General features: G+C 70.8%; 12 protein-coding genes. 5 read left to right on the forward strand and 7 right to left on the reverse strand.

Annotation, left to right across the window (positions count from 1 at the left end):
- Window positions 1-27 precede the first annotated feature (27 nt).
- Window positions 28-1344 carry a D-amino acid dehydrogenase gene (locus MNO14_RS09740; protein ID WP_241943565.1) on the forward strand — a complete coding sequence of 439 codons (1317 nt, stop codon included), beginning with the start codon at window positions 28-30 and terminating at the stop codon, window positions 1342-1344.
- 26 nt (window positions 1345-1370) lie between these two features.
- Window positions 1371-2447 (forward strand): alanine racemase, encoded by a 1077-nt coding sequence (gene alr / locus MNO14_RS09745; protein WP_241943566.1) that lies wholly within the window; start codon window positions 1371-1373, stop codon window positions 2445-2447.
- 92 nt (window positions 2448-2539) lie between these two features.
- On the opposite strand, the gene MNO14_RS09750 is transcribed toward alr, so the two are convergent.
- Both MNO14_RS09750 and MNO14_RS09755 read right to left on the reverse strand, forming a co-directional pair.
- Entirely contained in the window at window positions 2540-3889 is a 1350-nt protein-coding gene (locus MNO14_RS09750) for an aminodeoxychorismate synthase component I (protein ID WP_241943567.1), read from the reverse strand.
- A gap of 24 nt (window positions 3890-3913) precedes the next feature.
- Window positions 3914-5809, reverse strand: a complete 1896-nt coding sequence (locus MNO14_RS09755; protein WP_241946314.1) for an ATP-binding cassette domain-containing protein — start codon at window positions 5807-5809, stop codon at window positions 3914-3916.
- A 184-nt stretch (window positions 5810-5993) separates the two neighbouring features.
- On the opposite strand from MNO14_RS09755, the gene MNO14_RS09760 reads away from it, so the two are divergent.
- Complete coding sequence (locus MNO14_RS09760; protein WP_241943568.1) at window positions 5994-6983, forward strand: LysM peptidoglycan-binding domain-containing protein; 990 nt, start codon at window positions 5994-5996, stop codon at window positions 6981-6983.
- Window positions 6984-7105: 122 nt separating this feature from the next.
- On the opposite strand, the gene MNO14_RS09765 is transcribed toward MNO14_RS09760, so the two are convergent.
- The 3 genes from MNO14_RS09765 to MNO14_RS09775 form a co-directional block, all read right to left on the reverse strand.
- Window positions 7106-7708, reverse strand: a complete 603-nt coding sequence (locus MNO14_RS09765) for a hypothetical protein (RefSeq protein ID WP_241943569.1) — start codon at window positions 7706-7708, stop codon at window positions 7106-7108.
- A 117-nt stretch (window positions 7709-7825) separates the two neighbouring features.
- Window positions 7826-9418, reverse strand: coding sequence for a YdiU family protein (locus tag MNO14_RS09770; protein WP_241943570.1), 1593 nt, complete (start codon window positions 9416-9418; stop codon window positions 7826-7828).
- Window positions 9415-10095 carry a glutathione S-transferase gene (locus tag MNO14_RS09775; RefSeq protein WP_241943571.1) on the reverse strand — a complete coding sequence of 227 codons (681 nt, stop codon included), beginning with the start codon at window positions 10093-10095 and terminating at the stop codon, window positions 9415-9417. The genes MNO14_RS09770 and MNO14_RS09775 overlap by 4 nt, the downstream gene beginning before the upstream one ends.
- 226 nt (window positions 10096-10321) lie before the next feature.
- On the opposite strand from MNO14_RS09775, the gene MNO14_RS09780 reads away from it, so the two are divergent.
- Entirely contained in the window at window positions 10322-12151 is a 1830-nt protein-coding gene (locus MNO14_RS09780) for a DEAD/DEAH box helicase (RefSeq protein ID WP_241943572.1), read from the forward strand.
- Between the two features lie 112 nt (window positions 12152-12263).
- The gene (locus tag MNO14_RS09785; protein ID WP_241943573.1) at window positions 12264-13019 is read left to right on the forward strand and encodes a glutamine amidotransferase; all 756 of its coding nucleotides are present in this window, start codon (window positions 12264-12266) and stop codon (window positions 13017-13019) included.
- Window positions 13020-13220: 201 nt separating this feature from the next.
- Here the strand turns inward: MNO14_RS09785 and MNO14_RS09790 are convergent, their stop codons facing one another.
- Window positions 13221-13445 carry a hypothetical protein gene (locus tag MNO14_RS09790; RefSeq protein WP_241943574.1) on the reverse strand — a complete coding sequence of 75 codons (225 nt, stop codon included), beginning with the start codon at window positions 13443-13445 and terminating at the stop codon, window positions 13221-13223.
- On the reverse strand, window positions 13442-14194 hold the full coding sequence (locus MNO14_RS09795; protein ID WP_241943575.1) for a sulfurtransferase: 753 nt from the start codon (window positions 14192-14194) through the stop codon (window positions 13442-13444). The genes MNO14_RS09790 and MNO14_RS09795 overlap by 4 nt, the downstream gene beginning before the upstream one ends.
- Window positions 14195-14314 lie beyond the last annotated feature (120 nt).

Consider the following 14314-nt stretch of genomic DNA (forward strand, 5'->3'; position numbering starts at 1 on the left):
GGCAAAATGTCTTGCGGAGTCGCGCACATGCGGGTGCTGGTGCTGGGGAGCGGTGTGATCGGCGTAACGAGCGCCTGGTATCTGGCGCGCGCCGGGTTCGAGGTGACGGTGGTCGACCGGGCGAGCGGCCCGGCCTGCGAGACCAGCCATGCCAACGCCGGCCAGATCTCGCCCGGCTACGCGTCGCCCTGGGCAGCGCCGGGCGTGCCGTTCAAGGCGATCCGCTGGTTGATGCAACGGCACGCGCCGCTGGCGATCCGACTCACCTCCGATCCGCAGCAGTACCTGTGGCTGGCGCAGATGCTGCGCAACTGCACCGCCGCGCGTTACGCGGTGAACAAGGAGCGCATGGTGCGGCTGGCCGAGTACAGCCGCGACTGCCTGGACGCCCTGCGCGCCGAGACCGGCATCGCCTACGAGGCGCGCCAGCTGGGCACACTGCAGGTGTTCCGCACCCAGGCGCAGCTCGACCACGCCGGCCGCGACACCGCGGTGCTCGACGAGGCCGGCGTGCCCTACGAACTGCTCGACCGCGCCGGCATTGCGCGCGTGGAGCCGGCGCTGGCCGGCGTCGCCGACCGCTTGACCGGCGCGCTGCGCCTGCCCGACGACCAGACCGGTGACTGTCGGCTGTTCACCGAGCGACTGACCGCACTGGCCGAGGACGAAGGCGTGACGTTCCGCTTCGGGCAGACGATCGAGCGCATCGAAGGCAGCGGCGACCGGATCGACGGCGTGCGCATCGATGGCCGCCTGGAGCGCTTCGACCGCTACGTGATGGCGCTGGGCAGCTGGTCGCCTGCCTTGCTGCGACCGCTGGGCCTGCACGTGCCGGTATACCCACTCAAGGGTTATTCGCTGACGATCCCGATCCGTGACCCGGCGATGGCGCCGGTGTCCACAGTGCTCGACGAAAGCTACAAGGTTGCGATCACCCGCTTCGACACCCGGATCCGTGTCGGCGGCATGGCCGAGGTCGCCGGCTTCGACATGCGACTGGATCCGCGTCGGCGCGCGACGCTGGAAAAAGTGGTCGGCGACCTGTATCCGCATGGCGGCGACCTCGCCGCGGCCGACTTCTGGACCGGCCTGAGGCCGGCCACGCCCGACGGCACGCCCGTGGTCGGTGCCACCCGCTACCGCAACCTGTTCCTCAACACCGGCCACGGCACGCTGGGCTGGACGATGGCCTGCGGCTCGGGCCGCTACCTGGCCGACCTGATGGCGATGCAGCCGACCGCGATCCGCAGCGACGGACTCGACCTCTCCCGCTACGGACATGCACGGGACACTGCGTCGCTGGCGGACACGCGCAGCGTCGCAGGCGCGACAATGGCTCGCTGATTTTCCCCGCAGCAAGGACACCCGCAATGCGCCCCGCTCGCGCGCTGATCGACCTCGAGGCTCTGCGCCACAACTACAGACTCGCCCGCCGCCTCGGCGGCGGCAAGGTCCTGGCGGTGATCAAGGCCGACGCCTACGGCCACGGCGCGGTGCGCTGCGCGCAGGCGCTGTCGAGCGAAGCCGATGGCTTCGCGGTCGCGTTCCTAGAAGAAGCGCTGGCGCTGCGTGAGGCCGGCATCACCGCGCCGATCCTGCTGCTCGAGGGCGTGCTCGCCGCCGACGAGCTGCCGTTGGTTGCCGAGCATGACCTGTGGATGGTCGTGCACGCGTCCTGGCAAGTCGAAGCGCTCGCGCGCACGACGGTGTCGCGGCCGCTGGACGTGTGGCTCAAGCTCGATTCGGGCATGCACCGCGTCGGCATCGATCCGGGCGCCTATGCCGCGACCTGGCAACGGCTGCGCGCGCTGTCGCAGGTCGGGCGTTTGCTGAAGATGACCCACTTCTCGCGCGCCGACGAGCCCGAACATGACCGCACGCGCGAGCAGATTGCCACGTTCGCCGCGGTCACCGCCGACCTGCCAGGCGAGACCAGTCTGTGCAACTCCCCCGCCCTGCTCGCCTGGCCGCAGGCGCGCGGCGACTGGGCGCGCGCGGGGCTGATGCTCTATGGCGCATCGCCGTTCGCGCCCGGGCATCCGGCCGCGGCGCAACTGCAGCCGGTGATGACGCTGCAATCGCAGGTCATCGCGGTGCGCGAGCTGCCGGCCGACGAACCCGTGGGTTACGGCGGGACTTTTGTGACGCCGCGGCCGACGCGCGTCGGCGTGGTGGCGATGGGCTACGCGGATGGCTACCCGCAGTTCGCCGCCACCGGCACGCCGGTTGCGATCGACGGGCGCCCGGGTCGGCTGATCGGCCGGGTGTCGATGGACATGCTCACCGTCGATCTGACCGAGCATCCGCAAGCGGGCGTCGGCAGCCAGGTCGAACTGTGGGGCCGCCAGGTCCCGGCCGGCGAGGTCGTCGCGCGCAGCCAGACGAGCGCGTACCGGCTGCTGTGCGGCGTCAGGCGCGTGCCGCTGGTGTCGATGGCGGAGACCTGACGGCGCCCCACCCGGCGCGCGATGCGCGCCGACCTCCCCCGCGGGCGGGAGAGGTGATCACGCGAGGCGTCCGTGCTTACGCAAATTGCGCTTCAGCCCTCGCACCCCAGCGCGCGGAGGGTGCCGCGGGCCTTGGCGCGGGTTTCGTCGAGTTCGCGCGCGGGGTCGGAGTCGGCGACGATGCCGGCGCCGGTGCGGAAGCGCGCGGTGTTGCCTTCGATCTCGGCGCTGCGGATCAGGATGTTGAGATCGAGATCGCCATCGCGGTTGAGCCAGCCCATCGCGCCGGTGTAGGCACCGCGGCCCTGCCCTTCGAGCTCGGCGATGATCTGCATGCAGCGGACCTTCGGGCAGCCGGTGATCGTGCCGCCGGGGAACACCGCGGCAATCGTCCGTCCCGGCGTCGCATCGGACCGCAACCGGCCACGGACGTTGCTGACGATGTGGTGCACATGCGCGTAGCTCTCCACGCACATCAGCTCGTCGACCTCGACGCTGCCGGCCACGCATACACGCCCCAGGTCGTTGCGCTCCAGGTCCACCAGCATCACATGCTCGGCGCGTTCCTTCGGGTGGCCCACCAGTTCCTGCACGCGGGCAAGGTCATCGTCGCCATCGAAGCGTGCGCGGGTGCCGGCGATTGGCCGGGTCTCGACGAGATCACCACGCACCGACACCAGACGCTCGGGCGAGGCACTGGCGACCGCCCAGCCCGCGCCCTGCAGCAAGCCGGCGAACGGTGCGGGATTGTGCTCGCGCAGGCGGGCGTAGAGCGCGGCGGGGTCGAGCGCGCCTTCGAAGCTGGCGCGCCAGCCGCGCGAGAGGTTGGCCTGGAACACGTCGCCGGCGGCGAGGTAGTCAAGCACGCGGCGCACGCCATCGGTGAAACGCGCCGGGGCGTCCTCGTCGAGCGCAATCGGTTCACGCCAGGCCGGCAACGGCGCAGCCGCTACCGAAGCTGCCTCTGTCAAGGCGTCGAGCAGCGCGGCGTGGCCGGGTTCGGCGACCGCGACGACCTCGCCGGTGGCATGGTCGCGCAGCACCGCGGCCGGACAGCGCCAGGCCATCGCGACCGGCAGATGGCCGACAGCGGCGGGCAGGTCCAACACCGGTTCGACCTGCGCGGCCAGTTCATAGCCCAGATACAGCGCCCAGCCGCCGCGGAACGGCCAGCGCGGTTCGTCGCGATCGATGCGTGCGGCGTGCCACTGCGCATCGAGAAGATCGAGAAACGCACCGTCGAGGTGGTGATCGTCGGCGTCGCGGGTGGTGCCGTCGGCGTCCAGTCGCAGCGAGGCGCCGTCGGTCGCCAGCAGCAGGTCCCAGCGCGATTGTGCGGTGCCGTGCGCGACCGACTGCAGCAGCAGCGGATGGCGCGCGGGCGCGGCGCGCTGCAGCGCGAGCAGGTCGGTGTCGGCGGGCAGCGGTCGAGTGATCAGCACGGGGGCGGCCGTCGCGGGTGAGGGTCAGGCGTCGAGTTCGGTCCAGCGCAAGTACGCGGCATCGAGCGCGTCCTGCGCCTCCTGCAACGCCTGGCCGTGCGCGGCGATCGCCGAGGGATCGCGCTGATAGAAGGCCGGCGTGTTCATCTCCTCGGTCATGCGCGCGATGACGCTCTCCAACTGCTCGATGCGACCGGGCAATTGCTCGAGTTCGCGCTGGTCCTTGTAGCTGCGCTTGCGCTTGGCTGCGACCGGCGCCTCGGCCACCGCCGGCGTCGAGGCGGCCTGCACGGCGCTCGCTGCGGATTTCGCCGCGAGCGTCGTCGCGGGCAGCGCCTCGCCCGGCTGCGGGCGCTGGCGCAGCCAGTCCTCGTAACCGCCGATGTACTCGCCGACGCGACCCTCGCCTTCCATCACCAGCGTCGAGGTGACCACGTTGTCGAGGAAGTCGCGGTCGTGGCTGACCAGCAGCAGCGTGCCCGGATACTCGCCCAGCAGTTCTTCGAGCAGTTCCAGCGTCTCGACGTCGAGGTCGTTGGTCGGTTCGTCCATCACCAGCAGGTTCGACGGCTGCGCGAACAGCTTGGCCAGCAGCAGACGGTTGCGCTCGCCGCCCGACAGGCGGGTGATCGGCGCCCGCGCGCGCTCGGGCGTGAACAGGAAATCCTGTAGATAGCCGATCACGTGCTTGCGGGTGCCGTTGATCTCGACGAAGTCCTGGCCCTCGGCCACGTTCTCCAACGCGTTCCAGTCCTCGCGCAACGTCGCGCGGTACTGGTCGAAGTACGCGATCTGCAGCTGCGTGCCCGCGCGCACCTCGCCGGTCTGCGGCTGCAGTTCGCCCAGCAGCAGTTTGAGCAGCGTGGTCTTGCCGGTGCCGTTGGCGCCGATCAGGCCGATGCGGTCGCCGCGGAAGATCGTGGTGGAGAAATCGCGGATCAGGGTGCGCTCGCCGAAGCCGAAGCTGATGTCCTTGAGCTCGACGACCTTCTTGCCGGAATTGCCGGCCGAGGCCGCGGCCATCCGTACGTTGCCGGTGAGATCGCGGCGCTGCGCGCGTTCGAGGCGCATCGCCTTGAGCCGGCGCACGCGGCCTTCGTCGCGGGTGCGGCGGGCCTTGATGCCCTGGCGGATCCACGCCTCTTCCTGCGCCAGCAGCTTGTCGAAACGCGCCTGCTCCTGCGCCTCGGCGTTGAGACGTTCTTCGCGGCGGCGCACGTAGTTGTCCCAGTCGCCGGGCCAGCTGGTCAGCTTGCCGCGGTCGATCTCGATGATCCGCGTCGCCAGCGAGCGCAGGAATCGGCGGTCATGGGTGACGAACACGATCGCGCCGGACCACTGCTTGAGGAAGCCTTCGAGCCAGTCGATCGCGGCGATGTCGAGATGATTGGTCGGTTCGTCGAGCAGCAGGATGTCCGGCGCCGAGACCACCGCGCGCGCCAGCAGCACGCGGCGCTTCATGCCGCCCGACAGCCGCGTGAATGCCGCATCGCCGTCGAGCTGCAGGCGTTCGAGGACCTCGGTCACGCGCTGGTCGATGCGCCAGCCGTCGAGGGCGTCGATGCGCGCCTGGACGTCGGCGAGTGCGTCGTAGTCCTCGGCGTGCAGCAGGCGGTGGTATTCAGCCAGCGCCGCGCCCGCCTCGCCCAAACCGCCGGCCACCACGTCGAAGATGCTGCCGTCGGCGCCCGCGGGCACTTCCTGCTCCAGGCGTGTCACGCGCACGCCCTGCTCGCGGCGGATCTCGCCGTCGTCGGGCTTCAGCTCGCCGTCGATCAGGCGCATCAGGGTGGACTTGCCGGCACCGTTGCGGCCGATCAGCGCGATCCGCTCGCCACGCTCGATCGCCAGCTCGACACCGTCCAGCAGCAAAGGGCCGCCGACGCTGTAGTCGACGGCATTCAAGGTCATCAAAGGCATCCGCACAGTGTAGCGGTCCGCGCCGCGGACCGGACCGCCGTCGCAGTCCTGGACATCGGACGCACCTGAAGCCGCGCCCTTAGGGTGATCCCTAGTTGGACCGGTGCCGGCACCGGGGTATCCAGAAGGCACCCCGGATCGCCCGCCCGCCTCGCAGCGCGATCCGCCCCCGAAGGAGACGTCGATGAACGCCATTTCCGCCGTCGGTCCGCAGACCGCCCTTCCCGCCTCCGATGCGCCCAGCGGGCGCGCGCTGACCGTCCAGCACGGCGATACGCTGTCCAGCCTGGCCGCGCAGCTCGGTGTGCCGCTCGACCGGCTGCTGGCAGCGAACCCGCAGGTGCTGAACCCGGATGTCATCTATCCCGGCGATGCCATCCACGTCCCCGGCGGCGCCACGCAGGCCGCGAGCGGCGCCGGTGGCAGCTACACCGTGCAGCCCGGCGACACGCTGTCGGGCATCGCCTCGGCCAATGGCACGAGCGTGCAGGCGCTGCTCGAGGCCAATCCGCAGATCCGCAATCCCGACCTGATCGGGGTCGGCGACCGGATCCAGTTGCCCGGCAGCAGCGGCGGCGGGACCGGCGGCGACGGGGCCGGCCCGGTCGAGGGCCCGGACCCGACCGCACCGCCGGCGACCGGCGGCGCGGGCGGGGTCACCGCGGCCGAATTGCAGCAGATCGTGCCCACGCTGGACACCGCGACGGCCGAAGCTGTCGCGCCGCACCTCAACGCCGCGATGGCCGAGGCCAATATCGACACACCGCAGCGCCAGGCGATGTTCATCGCCCAGTTGGCACACGAGAGCGGCGGCTTCCGTTACATGGAAGAGATCGCCAGCGGCGCGGCGTACGAAGGCCGCGCGGACCTGGGCAACACCCAGCCCGGCGACGGCGAGCGCTACAAGGGCCGCGGCTACATCCAGGTGACCGGCCGCGCCAACTACACCGAGGCCGGGCGCGCGCTGGGTCTGGACCTGGTCAACAATCCCGAGCTCGCCGCGCAGCCGGAGAATGCCGCACGCATCGCCGCCTGGTATTGGGAAAGCCGCGGCATCAACGCCGCCGCCGATGCCGGCGACTTCACCCAAGTCACGCGCCTGATCAATGGCGGCACCAATGGCCTGGCCGACCGCGAGGCCTACTACGCGCGCGCCAGTGCGATCCTGAACTGAGCCCCGCAACGCCACCGGTGATGGCCGGTGGCGTGCATGACGCTCGACAGCGGCGCGGTCGTCCGGTTGCACTTCGACCGGACTGACGCGCGGCGCCCGACACCGGACCGCGCGCGTCGCACTCAGGGAATCTCGAAGCCTGCCGGGTCGGTGGGGATGCCGGACCGCGCGAACAGTGCGGGCCCGATCTGCGAGACCACGTCACCGTCGCAACTGCGTTCGATCGGAGCGTCGCCAGCCGACGCAATCACCACACCCGCTTTTTCCCAGCCACGGCCGATGCCGGTGTACAGCGTATGCACCTGCCCCTGATGGTCGAATCGCAGGAACGCACCGCCGCCGCCCGAGTACATCAACGTGCCGCCACGAAATGCCTGCGACGGCGCGGTGTCGTCGGACGGATAGACCGCGGGTGGCGCCGCGCCCTGCGCTGCGCCGCTTCGGTAGGTCATGCGCGCGCCGTCGGGCGACCCGCACAGCGCATCGACGCCCGCCGAGTTGCGGCAGCCGAACACGACGGTCTCGCCGTCCGGACAGAATGGGGCGTTTTCCGGCGCCGTGACCGTGTCGCCGGTCGTGGCGGGCGGCGCAGCGGCGGTGGTGCGGGCGTCCGACGCCGGCGCAACGCCGGGGTCGGACGCAGCGCCCGGAGACGTCGGTGCACGATCTGCATCAGTGCACGCGGCGAGCAGCAGCAGCGAGAGCGCGGCGGCGAGCGGTTTCATGGGACCTCCAGGCAGTCAGAGACAAGGCCAGCCTGCCACGCCCGGTGTCGGCAGGCCGCGACCGCGGTCACGACCGGCGCCACATCCCCGCGCGACCACCCCGGCCAGCACGCGCCGTCAGGAGCTACACGACAGCATCGAGCAGCCCGGCTTGGTGCGCGCCCAGTCCGGGCGGCGGCCGGCGAAGGCGTCGCGACCCGGCTGATCATCAAAGGGGCGGCGCAACACGTCAAGCAACTCGGCGATACCCGTCGCGTCGCCACCTTCGGCGCGGTCGATCACCTGCTGGGCCAGGTAGTTGCGCGGCACATAGCGCGGATTGGCGACGTGCATGCGCGATCGTCGGTCCGCAGCGGGTTCGGCGCTGTCGGCCAGGCGCGCGGCATAGTCGCGCAGCCACGCAACCAGCCCCTCTTCGACCGCCGCGCGCCGCGCCGGGTCGTAGAACGCCTCGTCGATCGTATCGAGCGACGGCGCGGCGAGGTCGAGATCGGCCAGCCCGCGGAAGAACAGCGTCATGTCGACTTCGCCGGCCTGCAGCAGTCCGTGCAGGCGCTGCATCAGCGCGACGTCGCCCTCGCGCGTATCCGGCAGGCCGAGCTTGGCGGCGGTATTGCGGCGATCGGCGGCGCCGTAGGCGGCGACATAGGCGTCGAGCCCGGCCTGCAGCGGCGCGACCTCGCCGAACAGCGGCGCCAGCGCCTGCGCCAACCGGCCCAGGTTCCAGTGCGCGATGCGCGGCTGCCAGCCGAAGCGGTAGCGTCGGCCCTGGGCGTCGGTGGTATTGGGGGTCCAGTCCGGATCGTAGTCGTCGATCCAGCCGTAGGGACCGTAGTCGATCGTCAGGCCCAGGATCGACATGTTGTCGGTGTTCATGACGCCGTGCACGAAGCCCACACGCATCCAGCCGGCGATCATCGTCGCGGTGCGGGTGCAGACCTCGGCGAACCAGTCGCCGTAGCGCGTCTCGCCGTGGCCGGCCAGATGCGGGAAGTCGCGCGCGATCGTGAAGTCGGCCAGGCGCTTGAGCAGCGCGAGGTCCCCGCGCGCCGCCGGCAGTTCGAAATGCCCGAAACGCACGAACGACGGCGCGACCCGGCACACCACCGCGCCTGGCTCGGCGGCGGGATGGCCGTCATAGAACATGTCGCGCACGACCGCATCGCCGGTGGCCACCAGCGACAGCGCGCGGGTGGTCGGGATGCCCAGGTGATGCATCGCCTCGCTGCAGAGGAATTCGCGGATCGACGAGCGCAGCACCGCCCGCCCATCGGCCGTGCGCGAGTACGGCGTGGGGCCGGCGCCCTTGAGCTGCAACTCCCAGCGCTGGCCGTCGTCGGCGACGCCCTCGCCCAGCGTGATCGCGCGGCCATCGCCCAGCTGCCCGGCCCAATGGCCGAACTGGTGCCCGCCGTAGTTGCCCGCGTAGGGCATCATCCCCGGCGCCAGCGCATTGCCGCCGAAGACCTGCGCGAACGCTGGCGAGGCGACGGTGTCGGCATCGAAGCCCAGCGCCTGCGCCATTTCGGCCGAATGGGCGAGCAGGCGTGGCGCGGCGACCGGCGTCGGCAGCACCGGCGACCACAATGCGCCCTCGACCTGGCGTCGCCGGCTACCGGCCTCGGCATCGCCCGGCAGTTCGCGCGCGAAACGGTTGTCGAAGCGCAGGCCATGCGCCAGCACGACCTGCGGCAGGACCATCGCGCTCATCGCCCCAGCTCGTACGGACCACCGACCTCGAGCGCGCGCCGGTAGGCGGGCCGCGCATGGATCCGCTCGACGAAGTCGCGAATGCGAGGACCGACGTACTCCCCGGCGCGCGCCACCGCCGCCTCCAGCGGAAAGCTCATCTGGATGTCGGCCGCGCTGAAGCGCTCGCCGAGCAGCCACGGCTGCGCCTGCAGTTCGCGCTCGACGTAGCCAAGATGCGTCGCCAACTGCGGGCCGACGAAGGCCTTCATCGTCCGGTCGGCGATGCCGCGCGCGACCGGTCGCACGAAGAACGGCATCGGCGCGCTGCGCAGGCGCGCCATCACCAGGGTCAGCAACAGCGGCGGCATCGCCGAGCCTTCGGCGTAATGCAGCCATTGCCGGTAGCGCAGCCGCGCGTCCTCGTCGCCCGGTTCGGGCGAGAGCGTATGCGTGGGGTCGAAGCGTTCGACCAGGGTTTCGACGATTGCCCCCGACTCCACCAGCACGCGGCCGTCGAGCTCGACCACCGGCGACTTACCCAGCGGATGCACTGCGCGCAGCGACTCGGGGGCGAGCATCGTGCGGGCATCGCGCTGATAGCGCACGACCTCGTACGGTTGCCCCAATTCCTCGAGCAACCACAGCACGCGTTGGGAGCGGGAGTTGTTCAGGTGATGCACACGGATCGTCGCCATCGGGTCCTCTGCGTTCGGCTCGCGGTCACCATGATGGGCCAGGGCATGACAAGACGCAGAGAACCGGGGCGGCGTGCGCGCCGAGGGCCGGCAATCGCTGCACGGACCGCAGCCCGGCATGATCGAGCATGCCCTGATGCGCCTGCCGCGAATCCCGGGGCCATCGCGGGTTACACTATGCGGTTCCCCCGACCGGCACTGCGCCGGCGCTACGAGAGACCGCAGCATGAGCGCCGAGACGCCCATTCCCAACGCTTCCACCCCCAAGTTCACCGACCTCGCCCTGCCCGAGCCGCTGCTGCGCGCGCTGGCCGGCGTGGGGTACGAGTCGCCGTCGCCGATCCAGGCCGCGACCATTCCGCCGCTGCTCGAGGGCCGCGACGTGCTCGGCCAGGCCCAGACCGGCACTGGCAAGACCGCCGCGTTCGCGCTGCCGATCCTGGCGCGCATCGACCCGGCCGCCCGCAAGCCGCAGGCGCTGGTGCTCGCCCCGACCCGCGAGCTGGCGATCCAGGTCGCCGAGGCGTTCCAGAAGTACGCCGCGCATATGCCCGGCTTCCATGTGCTGCCGATCTACGGCGGCCAGGGCTACGCCCAGCAGTTATCGGCGCTCAAGCGCGGCGTGCAGGTGATCGTCGGCACGCCCGGCCGGGTGATCGACCATCTCGAGCGCGGCTCGTTGGACCTCTCCGAACTGCGCGCGCTGGTGCTCGACGAGGCCGACGAGATGCTGCGCATGGGCTTCATCGACGATGTCGAGGCCGTGCTGAAGAAGACGCCGGACTCGCGTCAGGTGGCGCTGTTCTCGGCGACGATGCCGACGCAGATCCGGCGCATCGCGCAGACCTATCTGCGCGAGCCGATCGAGATCGCGATCAAGGCGACCACCACGACCGCCGCCAACATCCGCCAGCGCTACTGGATGGTCAGCGGCACCAACAAGCTCGACGCGCTGACCCGGATCCTGGAAGCCGAGCCGTTCGACGCGATGATCATCTTCGCGCGCACCAAGCTGGCGACCGAAGAACTGGCCGAGAAGCTCTCGGCGCGCGGCCTGGCCGCGGCCGCGATCAACGGCGATCTCGACCAGAAGCAGCGCGAGAAGACCATCCAGCAACTCAAGGACGGTCGCATCGACGTGCTCGTCGCGACCGACGTCGCCGCGCGCGGGCTGGACGTGGAGCGCATTAGCCACGTGCTCAACTACGACATCCCCTACGACACCGAGAGCTACGTGCACCGGATCGGCCGCACCGGCCGCGCCGGGCGCAGCGGCGAGGCGATCCTGTTCGTGGCCCCGCGCGAGCGCGGCATGCTCGGCGCGATCGAGCGCGCGACCCGGCAGAAGATCGAGCAGATGCAGCTGCCGACGGTCGAGATCGTCAACGAGCGCCGCGTCGACCGCTTCCTGGAGAAGATCACCGGCGCGCTGGAGAGCCCGCAACTGGCGCAGTTCCGCGACCTGGTCGACCGCTACGAGCGCGAACACAACGTGCCCGCCGCCGAGATCGCCGCGGCCCTGGCCACGCTGGTCCAGGGCGACACGCCGCTGCTGCTCGACCCGCCGCGCAAGCCCGAAAAGCCGTTCGAGCGCGAGTTCGTCGAGCGGCCCGGCGGCCGCGAGGCCTCGCGCGCCGCACGCGAGCCGCGGGAACCGCGCGAGCCCCGCGCGCCGCGCGCCGACCAGGGTCCGCGCGAGCCCGACGTGGGCATGGAGACCTTCCGCATCGAAGTCGGCTATGTCCACGGCGTGCAGCCGGGCAACATCGTCGGCGCGATCGCCAACGAGGCCGACCTGGAAAGCCGCTACATCGGCCGGATCGACATCCGCGACGACTACAGCCTGGTCGACCTGCCCGAAGGCATGCCGCGCGAACTGCTCGAGCACCTGAAGAAAGTCCGCGTCGCCGGCCAGTCGATCCGCATGCGCCGCGCCGAGGATGCCGACATGGCCGCCGCGCCGCCGCGTACCGGCAAGCGTCCGTTTGCCGGCAAGCCGCCCGGCAAGCCCGGCTTCCGTCCCGGCGGCCCGCGCAAAGGCCCCCGCCGCGACTGACCCACATCAAAACCGGGGTCAGAGTCGAATTTCGCCTGACCTGCGCTCGACCCGGCGTTTCGTAGCGAAACTCGACTCTGACCCCGGTTTTAGATTTGCCTAGAATCGGGGGATGCCCCGCATTCTTGTCTTCCAGCATGTCGCCGCCGAACCGTTGGGGACGCTCGATCCGCTGATCCGCCGGCGTGGGCACCGGATCCGCTTCGTCAACTTCGAGCGCGAGCCCGATGCGCAGCCCAATGTCGACCGCTACCGCGGCCTGATCGTGCTGGGCGGTCCGATGAACGTCGAGGACCGGCATGCGCGGGCGCACCTGCTGACCGAGTTGCGCGCGATCGAGCGCATGCTCGAACTCGGCCGTCCGGTGCTGGGGATCTGCCTGGGCGCGCAGTTGCTGGCGCACGTGCTCGGCGCGCCGGTGCGGCGCATCGCGCGGCCGGAGATCGGCTGGTACCCGCTACGCAGCACCGAGGCCGGGCTCGGCGACCCCGTGCTCGCCCCGCTCGGCGCTGGCGCGCCGGTGTTCCAATGGCACGGCCGGCATTTCGAAATCCCCAGCAGCGCCGTGCACCTGGCGCGCACCGACAGTTGCGAGCAGCAGGCCTTCCGCTACGGCGACAACGCCTACGGGTTCCAGTTCCATCTGGAGATGGACGCGCCGCTGATCGAACGCTGGCTCGGGACGCCGGCCTATCGCGACGAACTCGCCACCGCCGGCCTGCCACACGATGCCGAGGCCATCCGCGCACTCACCGCCCAGCACATCGCGCCGATGCAGGCGCGTGCCGAAGCGGTGTTCAACACCTTCCTCGACCTCGTCGGCCGGCCCGACCGCCGCTTCGTGCTGCCGTCGCGGGAGTTCGGCTGAGCGGACACGACCGCGTGGAGATACCGGGCCGCCCCAGACGCGCCCCCATCCCAACCTTCCCGTAAAGGGTGCAATGCCCCGCTTCGCGGAGGAAGGCGCAGAGCGACTCCGTGCGTTATGGAAGGACGGTCAGGCTCGCACCTCCCCGCCTGCGTGGGAGGTCGACGCAATGCGCGTCGGATGGGGGCACCGGCGCGTCGCTTACAGCCGACCCCCGATCTCCGGCAACGACACGTCCGGCAGCCGCACCTCCGGCCCCAGCACGTGCCAGACCTCCGCCAGCGGCGGCCAGCCGAAGTATGGCGCCAGCCACCAGTAGGCCGCGACCAGGATCAACACGGTCACCAGCAGACGCAGCACCACGCCCGCGACCTTGAAGGCGAGCCAGATGCCGACGATGACCAGGACGAAGCCGAGCCAGCTCACGCGGCCTCCGCGCCGTCGTGCAGCGGGCGCAGCGCGGGATCGAGCGCGACGCGGTCGTCGAACACGAAGCAGCGGCCGTCGTAGCCGAAGCCACCCACGCGTTCGAAGTAACCCAGGATGCCGCCATCGAGTTGCAGCACGTTGTCCATGCCGTCGGCGCGCATCCACAGCGCCGCCTTCTCGCAGCGGATGCCGCCGGTGCAGAAGCTCACGACGGTCGCATCGCGCAGCCCGTCGCGGTGGGGCGCCAGCGCGTCGGGCAGTTCGGTGAAGTTGTCGATCGGCAGGGTCAGCGCGCCGGCGAAGCTGCCGTGGGCGACCTCCTCGCGGTTGCGCGTATCAAGCAGCACCAGCCGGCGGCCGGCATCGTCGTGACCCTGGGCGATCCAGCGCGCCAGGTCTTCGGGCGCGACGTCGGGCGCGCGTGCCGGTGCCGCCAGCGGCATCGCGTCGGGCCGGCGGAAGCTGATGATCTCGGGCTTGACCTTGACCTTCAGCCGCGCGAAGGGCACCGCCGCACTGCGGCTGCGCTTGATCTGCAGCGTGGCGAAGCGCGGGTCTGCGCGTACGCCGTCGACCAGCGTGTCGATGGCCTCGACGCGGCCGGCCAGGAACAGATTGATGCCCTCCGGCGCGACGAGCACTGTGCCGCGCAGGTCGCCGGCTTCGGCCAGTCCCCGCAGCCAGTCGGCGACGGCCGCCGGGTCGTCGATGGCGGCGAAGTGGTAGGCGGCGAGGTTGTCGATCATGGGCGCAATTGTAGCGGGGCCTGCCCTGGCCCCGGCGTCGACGCGCGCGCTTGCGAAAAACAGGTAGGGCGCGCGCGAATGAGCGAGCCGCCGAAGCGCCGGAGCGCGGCGTGTGCGCCG

The organism is Luteimonas sp. S4-F44, assembly GCF_022637415.1.
Taxonomy (GTDB): Bacteria; Pseudomonadota; Gammaproteobacteria; order Xanthomonadales; family Xanthomonadaceae; genus Luteimonas.

Excerpts from the sequence above, each read along its gene's own strand:
- MNO14_RS09755 (WP_241946314.1), bottom strand. The coding sequence starts at position 5,809 with ATGCCTTTGATGACCTTGAATGCCGTCGACTACAGCGTCGGCGGCCCT.
- alr (WP_241943566.1), top strand. The coding sequence starts at position 1,371 with ATGCGCCCCGCTCGCGCGCTGATCGACCTCGAGGCTCTGCGCCACAAC.
- MNO14_RS09775 (WP_241943571.1), bottom strand. The coding sequence starts at position 10,095 with ATGGCGACGATCCGTGTGCATCACCTGAACAACTCCCGCTCCCAACGC.
- MNO14_RS09760 (WP_241943568.1), top strand. The coding sequence starts at position 5,994 with ATGAACGCCATTTCCGCCGTCGGTCCGCAGACCGCCCTTCCCGCCTCC.
- MNO14_RS09740 (WP_241943565.1), top strand. The coding sequence starts at position 28 with ATGCGGGTGCTGGTGCTGGGGAGCGGTGTGATCGGCGTAACGAGCGCC.
- MNO14_RS09795 (WP_241943575.1), bottom strand. The coding sequence starts at position 14,194 with ATGATCGACAACCTCGCCGCCTACCACTTCGCCGCCATCGACGACCCG.
- MNO14_RS09765 (WP_241943569.1), bottom strand. The coding sequence starts at position 7,708 with ATGAAACCGCTCGCCGCCGCGCTCTCGCTGCTGCTGCTCGCCGCGTGC.
- MNO14_RS09785 (WP_241943573.1), top strand. The coding sequence starts at position 12,264 with ATGCCCCGCATTCTTGTCTTCCAGCATGTCGCCGCCGAACCGTTGGGG.
- MNO14_RS09780 (WP_241943572.1), top strand. The coding sequence starts at position 10,322 with ATGAGCGCCGAGACGCCCATTCCCAACGCTTCCACCCCCAAGTTCACC.
- MNO14_RS09770 (WP_241943570.1), bottom strand. The coding sequence starts at position 9,418 with ATGAGCGCGATGGTCCTGCCGCAGGTCGTGCTGGCGCATGGCCTGCGC.